This is a genomic window from Sphingobium sp. B2D3A (assembly GCF_025961795.1).
Classification (GTDB): Bacteria; Pseudomonadota; Alphaproteobacteria; order Sphingomonadales; family Sphingomonadaceae; genus Sphingobium.
In genome coordinates, this window is sequence record NZ_JAOQOI010000001.1 from 1962995 (window position 1) to 1981147 (window position 18153).

The following is an 18153-nucleotide window of genomic DNA, read 5'->3' on the forward strand; positions in this document are numbered from 1 at the left end:
TGTGCGGTTCCTCTCGCTTTCGGGGTGCAGCATTGTATAGGCTCGCGCCATGATCACCATGCAGCGCGTGCGCAAGGCCGCAGGTAAGCATTTCTCGAGAGCCGAACTGGCCGTGCGGTCAGCCTTCGGTGCTGCGCGTGACCGGCACTGCCCGGCGTGCCGGCGCGATGTGGTGGGCTTCTTCCGCTATGGCGATGAAGCGGAATGGGGGTGCCTCGATTGCGGCGCATCGCCGCGCGAACGGCTGATGCACCATCTCCTCGATGAAGGCGTCATCACCCTGCCGGCCTGGAGCGCGGTGCTGCATTGCGCGCCGGGCGAGGCGAGCCTGATCGAGCGGTTCCGCGCCCATGCCGGCGATTATGTGCCCGCCGATATCGACCCCTCCCGCTACGCCGTCCCCGGCGTCCAGCACCTCGACCTGATGGCGATGACCGACGAGTCGCGATACGACCGCATCTATGCCAGCCATGTGATGGAGCATGTGCCAGACGACGCGGTGGTGCTGCGCAATCTGCTGCGGGCGCTCAAGCCCGGCGGCGAGGCCTGGCTGCTCGTGCCGCTGTGGGATCGCCCCAGCGAGGATGGCCCGCCGGATCTCTCCGGCCGCGAGCGGGAGCGGCGCTTCGGCCAGTGGGATCATGTCCGCCAATATGGCCGCGACTTTGCCGAGCGCATCCGCGCGGCAGGGTTCGAGGTGGAATTGATCGACGCCGCATCCCGTCCGGCCGAAGCGGTCAGGCGGGAGGCATTGGCCGATACGCTGTTCCGCGCCCGTCGTCCGGCATGATGAGCCTGCGGGGGTGATGGCCGGCCTGATTGCGCTGGCGGGGCGTCTTGAGCGTCATTCCGGGCTGCTCGGGCTGGTGAAGCTGGGCAATGTGGCCCTCGCCATGCTGTGGGGTTTCGTCGTCACCTTCGTGTTCGTGCGCATTCTCCCCCTTGAGGAGTTTCGCGGCTTTCTGCTGCTGGTCGCGTTCGCCAACTTCACGGTGTCCGCCGAGCTTGGCCTTAGCGCCATCGCCTATGCACGGCTGCGGCGCTTGCGGGTGAGCGGGGAGGGCGCGTTCGATCCCGCCGAGCTGGTCGCCCTGCTGTGGATTCTTGCTGGCCTCGTGGCCTTGGGTGCCGTGCTTATCGGTGGCGCCATCGCGACGGGCTGGCTCAAGACCGACTATCCGGCGCTGTTCATCACCTTCTATCTCGTCGCCGCCTTCAATCTGCTCACCCTGCTGGCGCGGCGGGCGCTGGCGGCGGTCGATCACAATCTCTGGTGGGAAGCGCTCGACAGCATCCGCCGTATCTCGGGCCTCGCGCTGCTACTGGCCGCGCTCGGGCCGCTGCCGATCCTTGCGTCGGTGCTCATTCAACTGGTCGTCGCGCTCGGGGTGCTGTGCGCCGGGCTTGCGACCTTCCACGCGACATTGGCGATGCGGCGGCGCGACTGGTTCGTGCTGGGGCCGGGGCTGGCGGCGGTGCGGGTGCATTATCTCTCCGATTTCGGCCGCACCGGCCTTCTCACGCTGTGTGATGTCGGCGCCTATAACGCACCCTATTTCACCATTGTGGCGGTGACGCCGGACCCACGGCCGCTGCTGCTCTTCGATCTGGTGTTCAAGCTGTCCCGCTCGCTGTCCGCCGTCATTCGCGCTCTTGCGGAGACGGTTCTGCCCGGCCTGACCCGCGCGGCCTATCAGGGCGATGGGGCCGGCGTGCGGCGCGCTGTCCTGCGCTGCCTTGGCTGGTCGCTGGGTGCCACGATGGCAGGTAGCATCGGACTGCTGATCGCGGGAAAACTGGTTGCTCACATCATATTCGATGGCAATCTCGACCTGCAATATTCTGAAATTGCAATGATGATTGCGCTACTCTTCGGCCTCAGTCTCATTTGCGTCTCGGTCTATTTGCAGTGGGGACTTGGGCGGTTCGGGGCCTTGCTGCGGCCTTCGATGCTGCTGTTGCTCGGCAGTGTGCTGGCGGTTCCGCTCGCCATGCCCATGCATGAGAGCCTCGGTTGGACTCTCTCCGCCGGGTTTCTGGCTCTCTACGCCGCTGTTCATGTTTCGCTGGGGCTGGTTCATGGGCGTATGCTGATGCATCTGACAGGAGCGCGGGGCACAAAGGCGCAGGCAAGGGGCAGCGTGTGAAGATTTCGATGATCGACCCCTCGCTGTTCACGCCGCGCTATGATGATGGGCTGTGTGAAGCGCTGGCCGCGCGCGGCAATGACGTGACATTGATTGGCCGGCCGATGCGCGAAACCGATGCCATTGTGCCCAAGCGCTACCGCTATGAGCCCCGCTTCTTCCGCATCGGCGAGCGGCTGCGGCCGGTGCTGGGGGATGGCCGCGTCGGGCAGATCGCCAAGGCCGCCGATTATGCGCTGGATGCCCGCCTCGGCCGCCTCGGCTCTCTGGCGGGCGATGTGGCGCATTTCCAGTGGCTGCCACTGGCGATGGTGGACAAGATCCTGCTTGATCGGCTGGCCGGCCGGACGGCACTGGTCCACACTGTCCACAATGCGCGCCCGTTCCATGGCGAGGATCGGTCGGGCGTGCAGGGGCGCGGCTATGAGGCGCTGCTGCGGCAGTTCGATCTGCTGATCGTCCATGGCGAGCAGACGCGCGATACGCTGCTCAAGCAGGGGATCGACCCTGCCGACATCGCGCTGGTGCCGCATCCGCCGATGACCTTGCGGGAGGCAACGGCGGAGGATCTGGCCGCCGTCCCGCGCGGAACTGTGCCACGCATTCTCTTCTTCGGCACGATTCGGCCCTACAAGGGGCTGGATTTGCTGGTGCAGGCCTGTCTCGATCTCTGGCGGGACGGGCTCGTCTTCGAGCTGGCGATTGCCGGCAAGCCGTTCATGCCGGTGGAGGCGTTTCTGCAGGCCATTCATGGCGGCGGCTTTAGCGAGCGGCTGGTGACCGATCTCGGCTTCCTCACCGAGCATCGCCTCGATGCGCATCTGCGCGCGGCGGACATTCTGGCGTTTCCCTATCGCGAGATCGATTCGAGCGGTGCCTTCCTCTCCGCGCTGCGCTATGGCGCCGCCATGGTGACCAGCGATGCCGGAATGTTCGGCGACCTTCCCGATGCCGTGGCGACGCGCTTTCCGGCGGGCAATGCCCCGGCGCTGGCGGTGGCCCTGCGCCAGCTCATCGTCGATGCGCGGCGGCGGCAGGAGGCGGGCGAGGCCGCGCGCGCCCATGGTCAGGTGATGACCGGATGGGATGTCGCCGCCGCGCAGACGCAAGAGGCCTACCAGACCGCCCGTGAGCGTTTCGCGGCCAGAACGGGGCGTATAGTCGGGGAGAGCGCGGCATGATCGACCTGCGCCGCTACCGCCGCGAACTGCGCGACCGCTGGCTGGCCGTGCGGCTGGGCCTTGTCGGCCGCCAGCATCAATATGGCGAGATCGTCTCGCTGCGCCGGCTGATCGCGCATTTCGGCATCGATTGCGTGATCGATGTCGGCGCCAATGCAGGGCAATATGCCACCATGCTGCGCAAGGATGTCGGCTTTCGCGGCACGATCCTCTCGTTCGAGCCGCATCCCGAGGTCTGCGCGAAGCTGGTGGAGATCGCCGGCAAGGATGCGCAGTGGCACGTCCACAATATCGCCCTGTCGGATCGGGATGGCGAAGCGACCTTCCACCTGATGGCGGCCGACCAGTTCAGCTCGCTCAATGCCCCGCAGGACGGCCTCGAGCAGATTTTTGCCGAGCGCAACAAGGTCACGCGCACCGTGCATGTGCCCTGCGCCCGGCTCGATACGCTGCTGCCCGATCTGCAGCCGGCGCGCGATGCCAAGGCGATTCTTCTCAAGATGGATACGCAGGGGCATGACGCGCAGGTCTGGTCTGGGGCCAGCGCGGTCGCCGGGCGGATCACCGCCGCGCAGACCGAACTGTCGGTGCGGCCGCTCTACGATGGCGCGACGGACTATCGCACGATGATCGCGCTTCTGGAGCGCGGCGGCTTCGTGCCCAATGCGGTGTTCGCCAACAACAAGGGCCATTTCCCGCTGCTGGTGGAAATGGACGGCCTGTTCATTCGCGCAGATCTGGCGCGTGAGGGCAATGTCCCGATCGTCTGATCCGGCGCACGGGCGCCCGCTGGCTCTCGCAACGGCGCTGGTGGCGGGCGGACTGCTGTCCCTCGCGCTCAGCTGGGGCACCTGGATGTGGCATTTGCGCGGCCAGTCCGGCCGGAGCATCTCCGAATATCTGTTCGCCCGGCAGGATATGTGGATGCTGGACGCGCAGGCGTTTGGCCTTTTGGTCGCGGGTTTTATCGTCGGCCTCCGGGCGCGAGGCGGTCGGCTGGCTGACCAGCGCGCAAGTGGCGGCACCTTCACCGGCACGGCGCTCGTTCCCGTCGGCATCCTCATCGTTGTTCTGCTCGCCTGGCTGGGGCGGACCTGGGTCTTCCATGGCTACAGCGTCTCGCGCGACGAGGTGATGGTCGAGCTGACGGCGGGCGCGCTCGCCCACGGTATGATCGGCTGGCCGATTCCCGAAGCCTGGAATGCTGTCCGCCATGCGATGCAGCCGGAATTCTACAGTCCCTACGGCTCGGATACGCATTGGACCTCGATCTATCTTCCGGTCCATGCCGCAATCCGCAGTCTGTTTCAGCGCGTCGGGCTGGCTGATCTCGCCGCCCCGCTGACCCTCGGCGCGGGCCTTGTCGCGCTCTGGTATATCGCACGGCGCCTCAACCCGGATCGGCGCGATGCTGCGCTGGTGACGATGGTTATGGCGCTCACCTCCGCGCAATTGCTCGTCACCGGCATGACGCCTTATGCGATGACGAGCCATTTCGCGTTCAACATGATCTGGCTGGCGCTGGTCTTGCGTGGCGGGGCGCTGGGGCATGGACTGGCGGCATTGGTCGCAGTTCTGGCCGCGGGGCTGCATCAGTGGCACTTCCCGCTGCTGTTTATCGCGCCGTTCATCCTGTGGATGGCCGCCAATCGCCGCTGGGGTCCGGCGCTGTTCCATATCTGTGTCGCGCTCGCGCTGATGGTGATCTGGGCCCGGCTCTGGCCGATGGCACTGGCCGAGCTGGTCGGCCCGGCACCGCCAAGCGATGTCCACCGCACCAACAGCATCGTCGACAAGTTGATCAGCCTGTTCGGCCGGCTCGATGATCTCCAGCCGCTGCTGAACATTTCGCGGCTGATCGCCTGGAACAATCTGCTGCTCCTGCCGCTCGCCGGCCTGGCAGTGTTGGGCGTGCGCTGGCGGAGTGTGTGGCGTGACGTGCCGGTGACTGTACCGCTGCTGCTGGGCGTGATCGCCGGTCTCTGCCTTGCGTTGTATCAGGGCTATGGCTGGGGTTTCCGCTATATGCATGGCCAGATCGGTGCGCTCTGCCTCCTCGCCGGGCTGGGCTGGCACGCCGTCGTGCCGCGCGATGCGCGCTATGGCCGGGTGCTGCTGGTGGCCGGTGCTCTGTTCGCGCTACTGGGTACGCTCTGGCAGGCGCGCGATACGGAGCGTTATGTGCGGGGCTATGCCAAGACGATGGCCGCCATTCGCGCGTCCGATGCCGATGTGGTGCTGGTCGATATTCGCGGCGGCTATTTCATGACCGACCTTGTGCGCTTCGGCGCCGATGGTGCGCCCGGCAAGCCGGCGGTGATGGCCCTGCAAATGCTCAAGGCCACCGATCTGGCGGCCCTGTGCGCACGCTATGATGTGGCGGTGATGGATTTTCGGCAGTTCCAGCCGCTCGGCGTCTATCCGCTCTCGCCAATCTTCAAGGGGGATGACGGGATCGTCGCGCGGCGCGCCCATCTTGCGCGCATGGGCTGTGACCGGCCGGTGATCGACTCACCGGCCGGATAGTCTCAGCGCTTACTTGGTGAAGCCGGCGACAATCTCGAGCTTAACCTCGTCACCCACCATCGGCAGGCCGTAAGCAACGCCAAAGTCGCTGCGCTTGATCGAGCCGGTGGCGGTGAAGCCGATATTTTCCTTGTTACCCATGCCCATGCCGGCGCCATAGAAGCGCGCGTCCAGCGTCACCGGCTTGGTCACGCCGTTCAGCGTGAAGTTGCCGGTGATCTTGGCGGCCTGGCCGTCCACGACGACGCTGGTCGAGACGAAGCGGGCGTCGGCGGGCGTCGGGCCGAAGAAGTCGGCGGCCTTGCCATCCTTGCCGGCGCGCAGCAGGTGAGCCGTCAGACCCGCGCTGGCGGTGGTGACCTTGGAGACGGGGATGGTTACATCGACCTTGGCCGCCGAAGGGTTTTTGGGGTCGAGCTGGAGCGTGCCGGTGATGTCACCGAAAATGCCGAAATAGGGCGTGAAGCCCAGATGATCGACTTCCCACTTCACCAGCGTGTGGCCGGGATCGGCGGTATAGGTGCCGCCGGAAAGAGCGGCCGGGTCCGGCTTGCCGGGCTGTGCGACCAGCCCGCCGGTGATGCCGGCAAGAAGAAGAGCGGGAAGGGCAGCGTGAATGAGGCGCATATCTGTGTCTCCTGATCGTCTGCGAGGGGGATTGAGAACGATACGCCTTAGCATAGCGTGCCGCTCGCCGCTGTCATCAGGGGATTGCAGGGGTGCAGCCCGGAGCGCGCCGGATTTACATCAGCGCATCGGCCAGCAGTTTCACGCCGAGCAGGATCATGAGGACATAGATCAGCACATAGAAGCGCTCAGGATCGACCTTGCGGACCAGCTTCACGCCCAGCATCGTGGAGATGAGGGCGAGGGGGATCAGCACGCCGGTCGCGAGCAGATTGGCGCGGGTGAACTGGCCGAGCCCGGCATAGGCTGGCACCTTGATCCAGTTCATCACCGCAAAGGCGATGGCGGTGGTGCCGACCAGCGTATCGCGCGGCAGCTTGCGCGGCAGCACCCACATCTGGAAGGGCGGCGAACCGGCATGGGCGACGTGGCTGGTGAAGCCCGACGCGACGCCGAACAGCACGCCCAGCCATGCCGGGGAATTGGAGGGCAGGGTGATTGCATGGCCCCGCTCGACCCACAGGCGCTGCAAGCCGAACAGGATCGAGATCGCGCCGAGCACGCCGAGCACGACATCCGCCGAAACCTGCGCGGAGAAGAAATAGCCCAGCGCCACGCCAATGGTCATGCCGGGGATCATCACGGCTAGCACATGCGCATCCCAGGTGCGGCGGAACGCCCAGACGCCGACAACGTCCTGCACGATCAGGATCGGCAGCAGGATAGCCGCGGCCCGCACCGGGTCGATCGCAAGGGCGAGGATAGGCATGGCCAGCGAGCCCGCGCCGGAAAAGCCACCCTTGGCGAGGCCGGAAATCACCACGGCGACCACCGCGCAAAGAATGTAGAAGGGATCGAGTGGCATGGGGATCGAGACCTCGGGCTTCGCGGCCCGGCAGGCGCGATGTCATCTGGCATAGCGCCTCGGTCGCCGCTCGACGCAAGTTTTTTCGCGTCGCCCTCTTGAAACCTGCCGCGCTATCTCCAAAATGCCGCCTGCGGACCGGGCCCCTCTGGCGCAGCGCTCAAACATGAGCGCCTCGCGATGTCGGACCGCATCGGGTGATACCGGTGCAGGTTCGGTTTTTCAGGCTCAGGCATCCAGTCATCCGATCACGTGCAACGCACTTTGGAGGATGACGTTCATGAATATCTTCACGTTCAATCTGATGGTCCTGCTGCAACGCGTCGATGATGCGCTGTCCAGCGAACGGGGCAAGGCGCGGCCCGATGGGCGCCTCGTCGCGCGCTTGCGTCTGCGCCGCGATGCGCTGATGAGCCGCTTGCGCCGCTCGCTGGCCGGTCCCCGGGCACTGGGGGCCTGACGCATGGAATTTCTGGATATTCTCTGGCTCGGCAAGCCGGCCTGGATGTGGCTCATGTTCATGGGCCTCGTGCTGGCGCTGCTGGTCTTCGATCTGGGCGTGCTTCACAAGGAGGAGAAGGAAATCGGCGTGCGCGAGAGCCTCGCCATGTCCGCCTTCTACATTACGCTCGGCCTAGCCTTTGGCGGCTGGATCTGGTGGCAGCTTGGGCCGACGGCGGGGCTGAATTACGTCACGGGCTTCGTGGTCGAGAAGAGCCTGGCGATGGACAATGTCTTCGTCATCGCGATGATCTTCACCTATTTCGGCATTCCGCGCCTGTACCAGCACCGCGTGCTGTTCTGGGGCATTCTCGGCGTCATCGTGCTCCGCGCGCTCATGATCGGCTTCGGTGCTGCGGCCGTTCAGCGGTGGGATTGGGTGCTGTATGTCTTCGCCGCCTTCCTCATCTTCACCGGCATCAAGATGTGGCGCAATGCAGAATCCGAATATGAGGTCGGCAAATCGCCCGTGCTGCGGTGGATCAAGCGCCGCTTCCGGGTGACGGAGGAGCTGCACGGCAATCACTTCTGGGTGAAGCTGCCCGATGGCGCGACCGGGCGGACGGTGCGCTACATGACGCCGCTGTTCCTAGCGCTACTGATGGTCGAGTTCGTCGACGTGGTGTTCGCGGTAGACTCGGTGCCGGCGATCTTCGCCATCACCACCGATCCGTTCATCGTCTACACCTCGAACATCTTCGCCATTCTGGGCCTGCGTGCGCTGTATTTCGCCCTGGCGGCGATGGTGCATCGCTTCCACTACCTCAAATATGCGCTCAGCCTGTTGCTGGTGTTCATCGGCTCCAAGATCGTCCTGGCCGATGCGCTCGGCATCGCCAAGATCCCGCCGGTGGTGTCGCTCAGCGTCACCTTCGTCATTCTGGCGGGCGGCGTATTCTACTCTTTGTGGAAGACGCGCGGCGAGCCGGTGGTGCTGCCGCCTGCCGAGGCCAACAACGTCTGACGCGATCCCGAACGCCTCTCTGCACGACGGGGAGGCGTTTTCATCTCATCCCCTTACCGGGCGGTCCTCTGCGGCCTACATGAGGGGCATGATGGTTTTGCCCAGATCAGGTCCGTTGCCGGATGACTTCACCGTGCCGGACCTGTTGGCGCCGGGCTTGCGGCTGGTCTTCTGCGGAACGGCGCTCGGGCGCCAGTCGGCGCAGGCGCGCGCTTATTATGCCAATCCGACCAATTTGTTCTGGCGCACGCTGCACGAGGTCGGGCTGACGCCGGAGCGGATCTCGCCGCGCGATTATCCGCGATTGCTGGATCTGGGCATCGGCCTCACCGATCTTTCCAAAGGTCATTTCGGCAATGATGCCGAGCTGCCGGCCGACGCGCTGGATGGGGCGGTGCTGCGCGAAAAAATGCTGTGCTATCAGCCCGCTATCCTCGCCTTCACCAGCAAGACTGGCGCCAGCCGTCTGCTCGATCGCCCGACGGGCCGGATCGGGCTGGGCGAACAGAGTGAGCGCATTGGGAGGACGCGGCTGTTCGTGCTGCCTTCGCCGTCCGGCTCGGCGCGGCGTTACTGGAATATCGCGCCATGGCAGGCGCTGGCCGATCTGGTGAATGGCAGCGCGTAAGAGAAAGGGCGGCGAACCAACGGTCCGCCGCCCCATATCTAGGCGATGCCGGTAAGGCTTAGTTCTTGGCCTGATCCACCAGCTTGTTGGCGCCGATCCAGGGCATCATGGCGCGCAACTGGGCACCGGTCTGCTCGATCGGGTGAGCGGCAGCCGCCTTGCGGCTGGCCTTCAGCTCCGGCTGGCCGGCGCGGTTGTCGAGCACGAAGTTCTTGACGAAGCGGCCGGACTGGATGTCCTCCAGTACCTTCTTCATCTCCCACTTGGTCTCTTCGGTGATGATGCGCGGACCGGTGGTGATGTCGCCATATTCGGCGGTGTTGGAGATCGAGTAGCGCATGTTGGCGATGCCGCCCTCATACATCAGGTCGACGATCAGCTTCACCTCGTGGAGGCACTCGAAATAGGCCATTTCCGGCGCGTAACCGGCTTCTACCAGCGTCTCAAAACCGGCCTGGATGAGGTGGGTGAGGCCACCGCAGAGAACAGCCTGCTCGCCGAACAGGTCGGTCTCGCACTCTTCCTTGAAATTGGTTTCGATGATGCCCGAGCGACCGCCGCCGACGCCCGAGGCGTAGGAGAGGGCGATGTCATGGGCATTGCCGGTCGCGTCCTGATGAACGGCGATGAGGCACGGCACGCCGCCGCCCTTCACATATTCGCCGCGCACGGTGTGACCCGGGCCCTTCGGCGCGATCATGATCACGTCGACATCTGCCGGCGGCTCGATGAGGCCGAAGTGGACGTTGAGGCCGTGCGCGAACGCCAGCGCGGCGCCGGGGCGCAGATTGCCCTTGATATCGTTCTCGTAGATCGCGGCCTGATGTTCGTCGGGTGCGAGGATCATCAGCACGTCGGCCCACTTGGCAGCATCCGCATTTGCGAGCACCTTGAAGCCGGCGCCTTCTGCCTTGGTGGCCGAGGGCGAGCCGGGACGCAGCGCGATCGCGACTTCAGCAACGCCCGAATCGCGCAGGTTCTGCGCATGGGCATGGCCCTGGCTGCCATAGCCGAGGATGGCGACCTTCTTGCCCTTGATGAGGCCGATATCGGCATCGCGATCGTAATAAACACGCATGTCCCAGAACCCTTCTCTTTCAGTTCATCGGGCCGACCTGTGTCGGCATCCATGTAAAAAAATTTCGTGTCGGCCCCCGCCGGCGGACCGCTCCTGCACCTTTCAGCCGGCAAAGCCAAGCCGGTGTCGCGGTTTTCTGCGGGGTGGACTGTCTAAATTCAGGCGGCGGCGCCCCGCAGCATCCCGACAACGCCGGTGCGGCCCACTTCAACGAGCCCCAGCTCGCGCATCAGGCCGACGAACGTATCGACCTTGCTGCTCGGCCCAGTGATCTCGAAGACGAAGCTCTCCAGCGTGGTATCGACCACCTTGGCGCGGAACACGTCCGCCAGCCGCAGCGCCTCGATGCGCGCCTCGCCAGTGCCGGCGACCTTCACCAGCGCCAGCTCGCGCTCCACGAAGGGGCCGATTTCGGTGAGGTCGGTCACCTTGTGCACCGGCACAAGTCGCTCCAGCTGGGCAATGATCTGGTCGATCACGCGCGGCGGGCCATTGGTCACGATGGTGATGCGGCTGACCTTGTGGTCCGCGCTCACGTCCGCGACGGTCAGGCTCTCGATATTATAGCCGCGTGCCGAAAACAGACCCGCGATCCGCGCGAGAATGCCTGCCTCGTTGGTGACCGTGACGGACAGCACATGGCGTTCGCTGTCCTCCTGGCGGATGTGCATCACTCTTCGTCCTCGTCAAGAAATCGCAATGAGTTCAAAATCAGGTCGGTCAGAGACCGGTTGGATCGTCTGGCGTCCCGGCCGGGCCATCACTGAGGGGCGGCGCGACCGAGAGCATGCCGGTCATGGCATAATGCCAACCCTCGGGCGTGCGGTGGGCGATGCGCACCGGTTCGCCCAGCATCGCATCGAACACCCGGCGCAGCGGCTCTCCAACATAGCGGGGCGACACCAGAACGCTGTCATAATCCCGCTCGTTGAATTGAAACCGGCTTTCCAGTTCGATCACCCACTCGCCCGCATCCTCGTCGCCATGGTCGCGCGTAGTGCCGAACAGATCGGCACTCTCATTGTGCCGCTCGAAATCGAACGGCTCGCTGACATGGAGGCGAAGGCGGACGGGCTGGGTCATCAGACCAGCGCCCTAGCCTCGTCGTCCATCGTCCCCGAGACCTGGCTGGGCTCGAGCAGCATATCGGTATGCGCCGCGCCAGACGGGATCATCGGGAAACAGTTGGAGAGCTTTGCCACCCGGCAGTCGACAATGACCGGACCCGGCGTGTCGATCATCCGGCGGATGCCGGGGATCAGCTCGTCCATCGTCTCGATGCGAATGCCGGTCGCGCCATAGGCTTCCGCCAGCTTCACGAAATCGGGCAGGCTGTCCGAGTAGCTGTGCGAATAGCGGCTCTCATAGGTGAGTTCCTGCCACTGACGAACCATGCCCATATATTCGTTGTTCAGGATGAAGATCTTGACCGGCAGGCGATACTGGATCGCCGTGCCAAGCTCCTGGATGTTCATCTGGATCGAGGCATCGCCGGCCACGTCGATCACCAGCGAATCGGGGTTGCCGAGCTGGGCGCCGATCGCGGCCGGGAAGCCATAACCCATGGTGCCGAGCCCGCCCGAGGTGAGCCACTTGTTCGGTTCCTCGAAATGATAGTGCTGGGCCGCCCACATCTGGTGCTGGCCCACTTCGGTCGTGATGATCGTGTCGCGGTCGCGGGTCGCATTATAGAGCTCGGCGATGGCCCGCTGCGGCATGATTTCCTCGCCGGTCTCGACATAATCGAGGCTCTTGCGTGCGCGCCACTCGTCGATCTGCGACCACCAACCGCTGTAATCGGGCTTCTTGAACCCGCGCGCCTTGAGGCCAGCGATGATCGCCTCGATCGCGCGGCCGACATCGGCGACAACGGGCACGTCCACCGGCACGATCTTGTTGATCGAGCCGCGGTCGATATCGACATGGATTTTCTTGCTGAGCGGGGCGAACGCATCCAGCCGGCCGGTCACGCGGTCATCGAACCGCGAACCCAGCGCCAGGATGAGATCGGCCTTGTTCATCGCGAAATTGGCTTCGTAGGTACCGTGCATCCCCAGCATGCCCAGCCATTGCGACGAGGAGGCGGGGTAGGCGCCCAGGCCCATGAGCGTCGAGGTGACCGGTGCGCCGAGCATGTCGGCCAGCGCGCGCAGCGCTTCGCTGGCCGCGGGGCCGGAATTGATGACGCCGCCGCCCGTGTAGAGGACTGGCTGCTTGGCATCGAGAATGAGCGCAATGGCCTTGTCGATCATCTCCGCATCCGGCTCGGTTTGCGGCCGGTAGCTGGGATGGGCGTTCAGGGAGGGCTTCTCATAGGCGGCGGTGGCAACCTGCACGTCCTTGGGAATATCGATCACGACCGGGCCGGGGCGGCCGGAGGTCGCGATGTGGAACGCCTCGTGCACCGTGCCGGCGAGATCGGCCGGGCTCTTCACCAGATAATTATGCTTGGTGCAGTGGCGGGTGAGACCGACGGTATCGGCTTCCTGGAACGCATCCGTACCGATCAGCGTCGTCGGCACCTGCCCGGTGATGACGACCATCGGAATGGAGTCCATCAGTGCATCGGTGATGCCGGTGATCGCGTTGGTCGCGCCGGGGCCGGATGTGACGAGCACGACGCCCGGCTTGCCGGTCGAGCGGGCATAGCCCTCGGCCGCGTGGGCCGCAGCCTGCTCGTGGCGCACGAGAATGTGCTGGATCTTCGGGTGATCGTAGATCGTATCATAGATCGGCAGCACCGCGCCGCCGGGATAGCCGAACACGGTGTCGACCCCCAGATCGAGCAGGCATTGAACCAGAATGTCGGCGCCGCTTCTCTCGGCCACGGGAAACTCCTTGAAAACCATTAGCAGCGCCCTTGGTCGAAAGGAGCTGCCCTGACAAGGTTGGTGCCTCTATGGATTATAAAATGCCGTGTCAAATCAATATTAAGTAATAAAATTACAATAATGGAAAAATCTGCAACATTTTATTGAGCGGGAATGCTCCGGCCAGCTGCCCAAATGGAAACGGCGCCGACCAGAGTCAGCGCCGTTCCAGCTTTTCAACGATGATGAAGATCGCGGCCGTCAGGCGAAGGCGACGGTCTTCGCGCGGCGGCGCATCGCCAGACCGGTCAGGCCCAGGCCCATGATCATCATCGCCCAGGTGGAAGGCTCGGGCACGGGCACCAGATTGAGGTTGCCGTTGAAGGTGCCGAGGTGGATCTCGCCGCCATTGCCATCAGTATAGCGCCCGACCACGACCGAACCTTCGATCGGGGTGTGGATCAGCAGGCTGGCGCTGGGCGCCAGGACCGAGCCATAAAAGATGTTGCCGGAGAAGTTGAGCGTCTCCGCGTTCACGAAGTTCCAGATGACCTGCTGGTTGTTCGCCTGGTTGGCGCCGTTGGAGTTGAAGCCCAGGTTCACATCGGTGCCGAACACATTGATGATGACCGGCGTCGTGCCCGAGAAGTTGTACTTCAGGCTGTTGATCGATGCGAAGTCGGCCGCATTGAAGGAGAACAGCGCATAGCCGGCGCCATTGTCCACGGCGTTCAACGTCATGGCCGTGCCGGTGATGTCGAAGCCGCTCGGGTTGCTCGCCATGTTGAGCGAGGCGAGTGCCGTCGAGAGCGCGCGCACATCGTCGGAGACCTTGGTCACGGTCGCCGTGATGGGTGCCGAGACTGAGGCCGCATAGCCGGAATTGCCAGAGGCGAGATTGAAGTTGCGCGTGCCGCCGTTGAAATTGCCCGACGCCGTGCCGCCGACATTCAGCGTGCCGCCACTCTGGTTGATCGTCCCGCCGGAGAAGCTGCCGCCGATCGTATACACGTCGCCATTGCCGATGTTGGGACTGCTGCCCGTGAAGTTGCCGCCGACCGTCACGGTGCGGGGCGTCGAGTTCATCGTCAGCCAGCTGTTGCTGACATTGCCGGCGACCGAGGCACTGCCGCCGCTGGCGATGGTGCCGACGCCGCCATTGGATCCGTTATGCACCTTGATATCGGAATTTGAGATATTGCCGCCTACTGTCAGAACGGGAATACCGGCATTCTTTGTCTGGCCCTGGCTCGAATTGCCGATGCCGACTTGGCTCGCGCCGGTCAGGTTGCCGCCGACCAGCATCTTGCCCTCGACATCATGCTTCAGGTTCACGTCACCCAGCACGATGAGATTATAGTTCTTGAGCGCTTCAAGGCCCGCAGCGGCATCGCCGGATGCGAGGGCGGGGGCGCTAGCAAACGCGGCGAGGCCGAGCGCGATGGCAAGGGACGAACGCTTGAGCATGAAACAGGTCTCCGTCGGTGCGGGATGGCGAAAGATGAACGGCCTTTATACCATTTGTCAGAGCGTTGAAGCGTTCATCTTGCACGTCGAAAGCCGTGTCCGGTTTTGGCACAGGCGAGCAGGTGGCCGTTAATGGGCCTCCGGCGCGATGATGTTGAAGTCTTCGATGGTCACCTCAGCCTGGGGATCGATGGTCGTCCAGGCGGCTTGCCGGCCCCCAGCCCATGTCCGCTGCCGCTTCTGATAGGCGATGGTCTGCCGGAGGATGGCCGCCCGTGCTGTCGCCCGGTCGATTTGGCCCCCCAGCATCGCGGCGAGTTCCCGGACTCCGAGTGCGCGAAGCACCGGTCGATCAGGCGGAATGTCCCGGCGAACGAGCGCTTCGACCTCCTCGATGGCGCCATGCGCCAGCATGAGATCCAGCCGTTGCTCAGCGCGTTCGGCGAGCACCTCGCGCGGGAGCATCACCACCGCACCGTGAATGCGCATGTGTCCCGCAAGGCCGCCTTCGCGCCGGGCCTGCCATTGGGGGAGCGGCGTCCCGGTCGAGCGGACCACCTCCAGCGCCCGCGCGACGCGCGAGGTATCCGCCGGATTGAGCCGCCCTGCACTGACTGGGTCTTCCAGTTCCAGCGCGGCATAGCTTTGTGCCACCGGCAGCGCGCGCACGGCCTCGCGGATCGCGGGGTCGATCGCCGGCACCGGTGCGATGCCATGCAGCAGCGTGTGCAGATAAAGCCCGGTGCCGCCCACGAGAATGGCCGGAACACCCTTTGCATGGGCGGCGTCGATTTCCGCCTTGGCCTCCTGCGCCCAGCGCGCGGCCGAGCAATCCTCGATGCCGTCGATATGGCCGAAGAGGCGGTGCGGGGCTTGCGCGAGATCCTCCTCGGGCGGGCGGGCGGTCAGCACATTGAGGTCCGCATAGACCTGGCTGGCATCGGCATTGATGATGATGCCGCCCGTCGCCCGCGCGAGCCGCATTGCGACTGCGCTCTTGCCGCTGGCGGTCGGCCCGGCAATAAGCGCCACCGGCGGCCGCTCCCGGTCGCGCATTTCGGGCAGGGAATCAGGATCAGGCATGGCTGGCGGCATTTCGAACGGACGGGACATGATTGCGACCTTAGTCGCGCATGACGGACTTGGGCAGGGGGACGTGACCGCCGCGCGCGATGCGTTGGCGCAGGCGGGTCTCGATGTCGCCGCGCCGGTCTGGATCGAGGCGGGCGAGGCTGTGGACCTGCCCTTTGCCGGTGACCGGGCCGTCGCACGCGCCGCGCTGGAAGCGCTGGCGCCGCCCGCCGACCTGTTCGTGCTCGCGGGGGCGAACCGCGATTGCCGGCTGTTCGTGGCCGATATGGATTCGACGATGATCACCGTCGAGTGCATCGACGAGCTGGCTGATTATGCAGGGCTCAAGGAAGAAATCGCGGCGGTGACCGAGCGGGCCATGCGCGGCGAACTGGATTTCGCGCAGGCGCTGACCGGCCGTGTCGCGCTGCTCAAGGGTCTGGACGCGACCATGATCGATCGCTGCCGCGCCGAGCGGGTGCGGCTGATGCCCGGCGCGCGGGCGCTGGTGCAGACCCTGCGGTCACGCGGCGCGCGCACGATCCTGGTGTCCGGCGGCTTCGTGCCGTTTGCCCAGCCGGTGGCGCAGGAGATCGGGTTCGATGTCGCCATTGCCAACACCCTGCACATCGCGGGCGGCAAGCTCGCCGGCACGGTCGGCGAACCGATTGTCGATGCCGCACGCAAGCGCGCCGAACTGCTCGGAGCGGCGGAGCAGGGCGGATTGGCACCTGCGCAGTCCATCGCCATTGGCGACGGCGCGAACGATATTCCGATGATCGAGGCGGCCGGGCTAGGCGTTGCCTATCATGCCAAGCCCAAGACGCGCGCCGCTGCCGATGCCGCCATCGAGCGGGGTGACCTCAGCGTCCTTCTGCATGCCCTGGGCATCGCTCGTGCGCAATGGGTGACGGGCTAGCCGGGTCGCGGCCTATGCAGGCCGGGCAGCGCACTTAACCGAATCTTAGAGGGAAGCGTGAGATTTCCTTGTCCGATCCATGATCGAGCGGGGGAATGTCGTGCGGATATTGGCGCTAGCATCTCAGAAGGGCGGTTCGGGAAAGACCACGCTGTCTGGCCATCTTGCGGTTCAGGCGCAGCGCGCTGGCGCGGGGCCGGTCGTCCTTATCGATATCGATCCTCAGGGTTCGCTCTCCGATTGGTGGAACGAGCGCAGCGACGATTATCCCGCCTTTGCCCAGACGAGCGTCGCGCGTCTTGCCGGCGATCTTGAGGCGCTGCGTCAGCAGGGGTTCAAGCTGGCGGTCATCGATACGCCGCCGGCGATCACCATGGCCATTCAGAGCGTCATCGGCGTCGCCGAGCTGATCGTGGTGCCGACCCGGCCCAGCCCCCACGATCTGCGTGCCGTGGGCGCGACGGTCGACCTGTGCGAACGCGCCGGCAAGCCGCTTATCTTCGTGGTCAATGCGGCAACGCCGCGGGCGCGCATCACCTCGGAAGCCGCGATTGCACTTTCGCAGCACGGCACGGTGGCACCGGTCACCATTCACCAGCGCACCGATTTTGCGTCCTCGATGATCGATGGGCGCACGGTGATGGACTTCGATCCCAAGGGGCGCTCGGCGCAGGAAGTCGAGCAGCTCTGGAGCTATGTGGCCGATCGGCTCGAGCGGAATTTCCGGCGGACGGTGTTCTCGCCCACGCATGTCGCAGCGGCGATGTCGCGCCAGACGGGCTTCGGTCGTCGGGTGGTGCAGGGATGAATCGCGATAATTCGATGACCGAGCCGCGCCCTGCGGCATCGCTGACGGCGAGCCTGCTCGCGCGGCGGGGCACTGCGCGCCCGGCCATGCGTCGCCCGGCGCTGCCGGGTCTCTCGACCGCCCCGACCCTCCATGATGACCTTGGCTGGAATGACATGGGGGAGGGCGCTGTCCCCCACATGCCAGCGCTGGCCACCGGGACGGACGCTGCGGTGCCCATCAACGCCAATGTGTCCGTGGCTGCTGAGAGCGACCCGGCGCCTGTCTCCCCGGCCAAGCAGCAGATGCTGGCTCTCGCCGAGCAAATCAGCCTGCGCGTCACGCCGCCGAAAGTCACTTCCAAGCGCCCGGCCAGTCTGGCGGGCGTCGGCCGCAAGGCCGCGTTCACGCTGCGGATCGATAGCGAGAGGCACCTGCGTCTGCGCTTGCTGAGCGCGGTCTCGAAGCGCTCCGCCCAGCAGCTTCTCATCGAGGCGCTGGATCAGATGATTGCCGCCGACGCGCAAGTGCAGGCGCTCGCCGAAGAGATTGAATCCAGTTCGGGCCTGGAGGCGTGAGGCA

At 65.0% G+C, this 18153-nt stretch carries 19 protein-coding genes; 11 read left to right on the forward strand and 8 right to left on the reverse strand.

Annotated features, from left to right (window positions below):
• Positions 1–49 precede the first annotated feature (49 nt).
• Genes M2337_RS09100 through M2337_RS09120 form a run of 5 tightly spaced genes read left to right on the forward strand, consistent with a single transcriptional unit; the run spans position 50 to position 5854 of the window.
• A complete protein-coding gene (locus tag M2337_RS09100; RefSeq protein ID WP_264569968.1) occupies positions 50–790 on the forward strand; it encodes a class I SAM-dependent methyltransferase in 741 nt (246 codons plus the stop codon).
• Between the two features lie 16 nt (positions 791–806).
• Positions 807–2147, forward strand: a complete 1341-nt coding sequence (locus M2337_RS09105) for a hypothetical protein (RefSeq protein ID WP_264569969.1) — start codon at positions 807–809, stop codon at positions 2145–2147.
• Positions 2144–3328, forward strand: coding sequence for a glycosyltransferase family 4 protein (locus tag M2337_RS09110; protein WP_264569970.1), 1185 nt, complete (start codon positions 2144–2146; stop codon positions 3326–3328). The genes M2337_RS09105 and M2337_RS09110 overlap by 4 nt, the downstream gene beginning before the upstream one ends.
• 5 nt (positions 3329–3333) lie before the next feature.
• Complete coding sequence (locus M2337_RS09115; RefSeq protein WP_264572222.1) at positions 3334–4098, forward strand: FkbM family methyltransferase; 765 nt, start codon at positions 3334–3336, stop codon at positions 4096–4098.
• Entirely contained in the window at positions 4082–5854 is a 1773-nt protein-coding gene (locus M2337_RS09120) for an MFS transporter (protein ID WP_264569971.1), read from the forward strand. Before M2337_RS09115 ends, M2337_RS09120 begins: the two co-directional genes overlap by 17 nt.
• A gap of 9 nt (positions 5855–5863) precedes the next feature.
• Here M2337_RS09120 and M2337_RS09125 read toward each other — a convergent pair whose 3' ends face one another.
• The gene (locus tag M2337_RS09125; protein ID WP_264569972.1) at positions 5864–6481 is read right to left on the reverse strand and encodes a YceI family protein; all 618 of its coding nucleotides are present in this window, start codon (positions 6479–6481) and stop codon (positions 5864–5866) included.
• A gap of 115 nt (positions 6482–6596) precedes the next feature.
• Positions 6597–7346 carry a sulfite exporter TauE/SafE family protein gene (locus tag M2337_RS09130; RefSeq protein WP_264569973.1) on the reverse strand — a complete coding sequence of 250 codons (750 nt, stop codon included), beginning with the start codon at positions 7344–7346 and terminating at the stop codon, positions 6597–6599.
• A gap of 280 nt (positions 7347–7626) precedes the next feature.
• On the opposite strand from M2337_RS09130, the gene M2337_RS09135 reads away from it, so the two are divergent.
• From M2337_RS09135 to M2337_RS09145, 3 genes are all read left to right on the forward strand, one after another.
• Complete coding sequence (locus M2337_RS09135) at positions 7627–7806, forward strand: hypothetical protein (RefSeq protein WP_264569974.1); 180 nt, start codon at positions 7627–7629, stop codon at positions 7804–7806.
• 3 nt (positions 7807–7809) lie between these two features.
• Complete coding sequence (locus M2337_RS09140) at positions 7810–8811, forward strand: TerC family protein (RefSeq protein ID WP_264569975.1); 1002 nt, start codon at positions 7810–7812, stop codon at positions 8809–8811.
• A gap of 88 nt (positions 8812–8899) precedes the next feature.
• On the forward strand, positions 8900–9439 hold the full coding sequence (locus M2337_RS09145) for a mismatch-specific DNA-glycosylase (protein WP_264569976.1): 540 nt from the start codon (positions 8900–8902) through the stop codon (positions 9437–9439).
• Positions 9440–9497: 58 nt separating this feature from the next.
• Here M2337_RS09145 and ilvC read toward each other — a convergent pair whose 3' ends face one another.
• From ilvC to miaA, 6 genes are all read right to left on the reverse strand, one after another.
• Positions 9498–10517, reverse strand: coding sequence for a ketol-acid reductoisomerase (gene ilvC / locus M2337_RS09150; protein ID WP_181559289.1), 1020 nt, complete (start codon positions 10515–10517; stop codon positions 9498–9500).
• Positions 10518–10675: 158 nt separating this feature from the next.
• Positions 10676–11188 (reverse strand): acetolactate synthase small subunit, encoded by a 513-nt coding sequence (ilvN, locus tag M2337_RS09155; RefSeq protein WP_181559290.1) that lies wholly within the window; start codon positions 11186–11188, stop codon positions 10676–10678.
• 49 nt (positions 11189–11237) lie between these two features.
• Complete coding sequence (locus M2337_RS09160; protein WP_264569977.1) at positions 11238–11600, reverse strand: hypothetical protein; 363 nt, start codon at positions 11598–11600, stop codon at positions 11238–11240.
• Positions 11600–13345 (reverse strand): acetolactate synthase 3 large subunit, encoded by a 1746-nt coding sequence (locus tag M2337_RS09165; protein WP_264569978.1) that lies wholly within the window; start codon positions 13343–13345, stop codon positions 11600–11602. The genes M2337_RS09160 and M2337_RS09165 overlap by 1 nt, the downstream gene beginning before the upstream one ends.
• A 243-nt stretch (positions 13346–13588) precedes the next feature.
• Positions 13589–14794, reverse strand: a complete 1206-nt coding sequence (locus tag M2337_RS09170) for a collagen-binding domain-containing protein (protein ID WP_264569979.1) — start codon at positions 14792–14794, stop codon at positions 13589–13591.
• Positions 14795–14923: 129 nt separating this feature from the next.
• Positions 14924–15877: a tRNA (adenosine(37)-N6)-dimethylallyltransferase MiaA gene (gene miaA / locus M2337_RS09175; RefSeq protein ID WP_264569980.1), complete on the reverse strand. Its 954-nt coding sequence runs from the start codon at positions 15875–15877 to the stop codon at positions 14924–14926.
• Positions 15878–15905: 28 nt separating this feature from the next.
• Here miaA and serB point away from each other — a divergent pair, with 28 nt between their 5' ends.
• The 3 genes from serB (at position 15906) to M2337_RS09190 (ending at position 18149) form a co-directional block, all read left to right on the forward strand.
• A complete protein-coding gene (serB, locus tag M2337_RS09180) occupies positions 15906–16784 on the forward strand; it encodes a phosphoserine phosphatase SerB (RefSeq protein ID WP_264569981.1) in 879 nt (292 codons plus the stop codon).
• 100 nt (positions 16785–16884) lie between these two features.
• On the forward strand, positions 16885–17592 hold the full coding sequence (locus tag M2337_RS09185) for a ParA family protein (RefSeq protein WP_181561377.1): 708 nt from the start codon (positions 16885–16887) through the stop codon (positions 17590–17592).
• Positions 17589–18149, forward strand: a complete 561-nt coding sequence (locus M2337_RS09190) for a hypothetical protein (protein ID WP_264569982.1) — start codon at positions 17589–17591, stop codon at positions 18147–18149. Before M2337_RS09185 ends, M2337_RS09190 begins: the two co-directional genes overlap by 4 nt.
• Positions 18150–18153 lie beyond the last annotated feature (4 nt).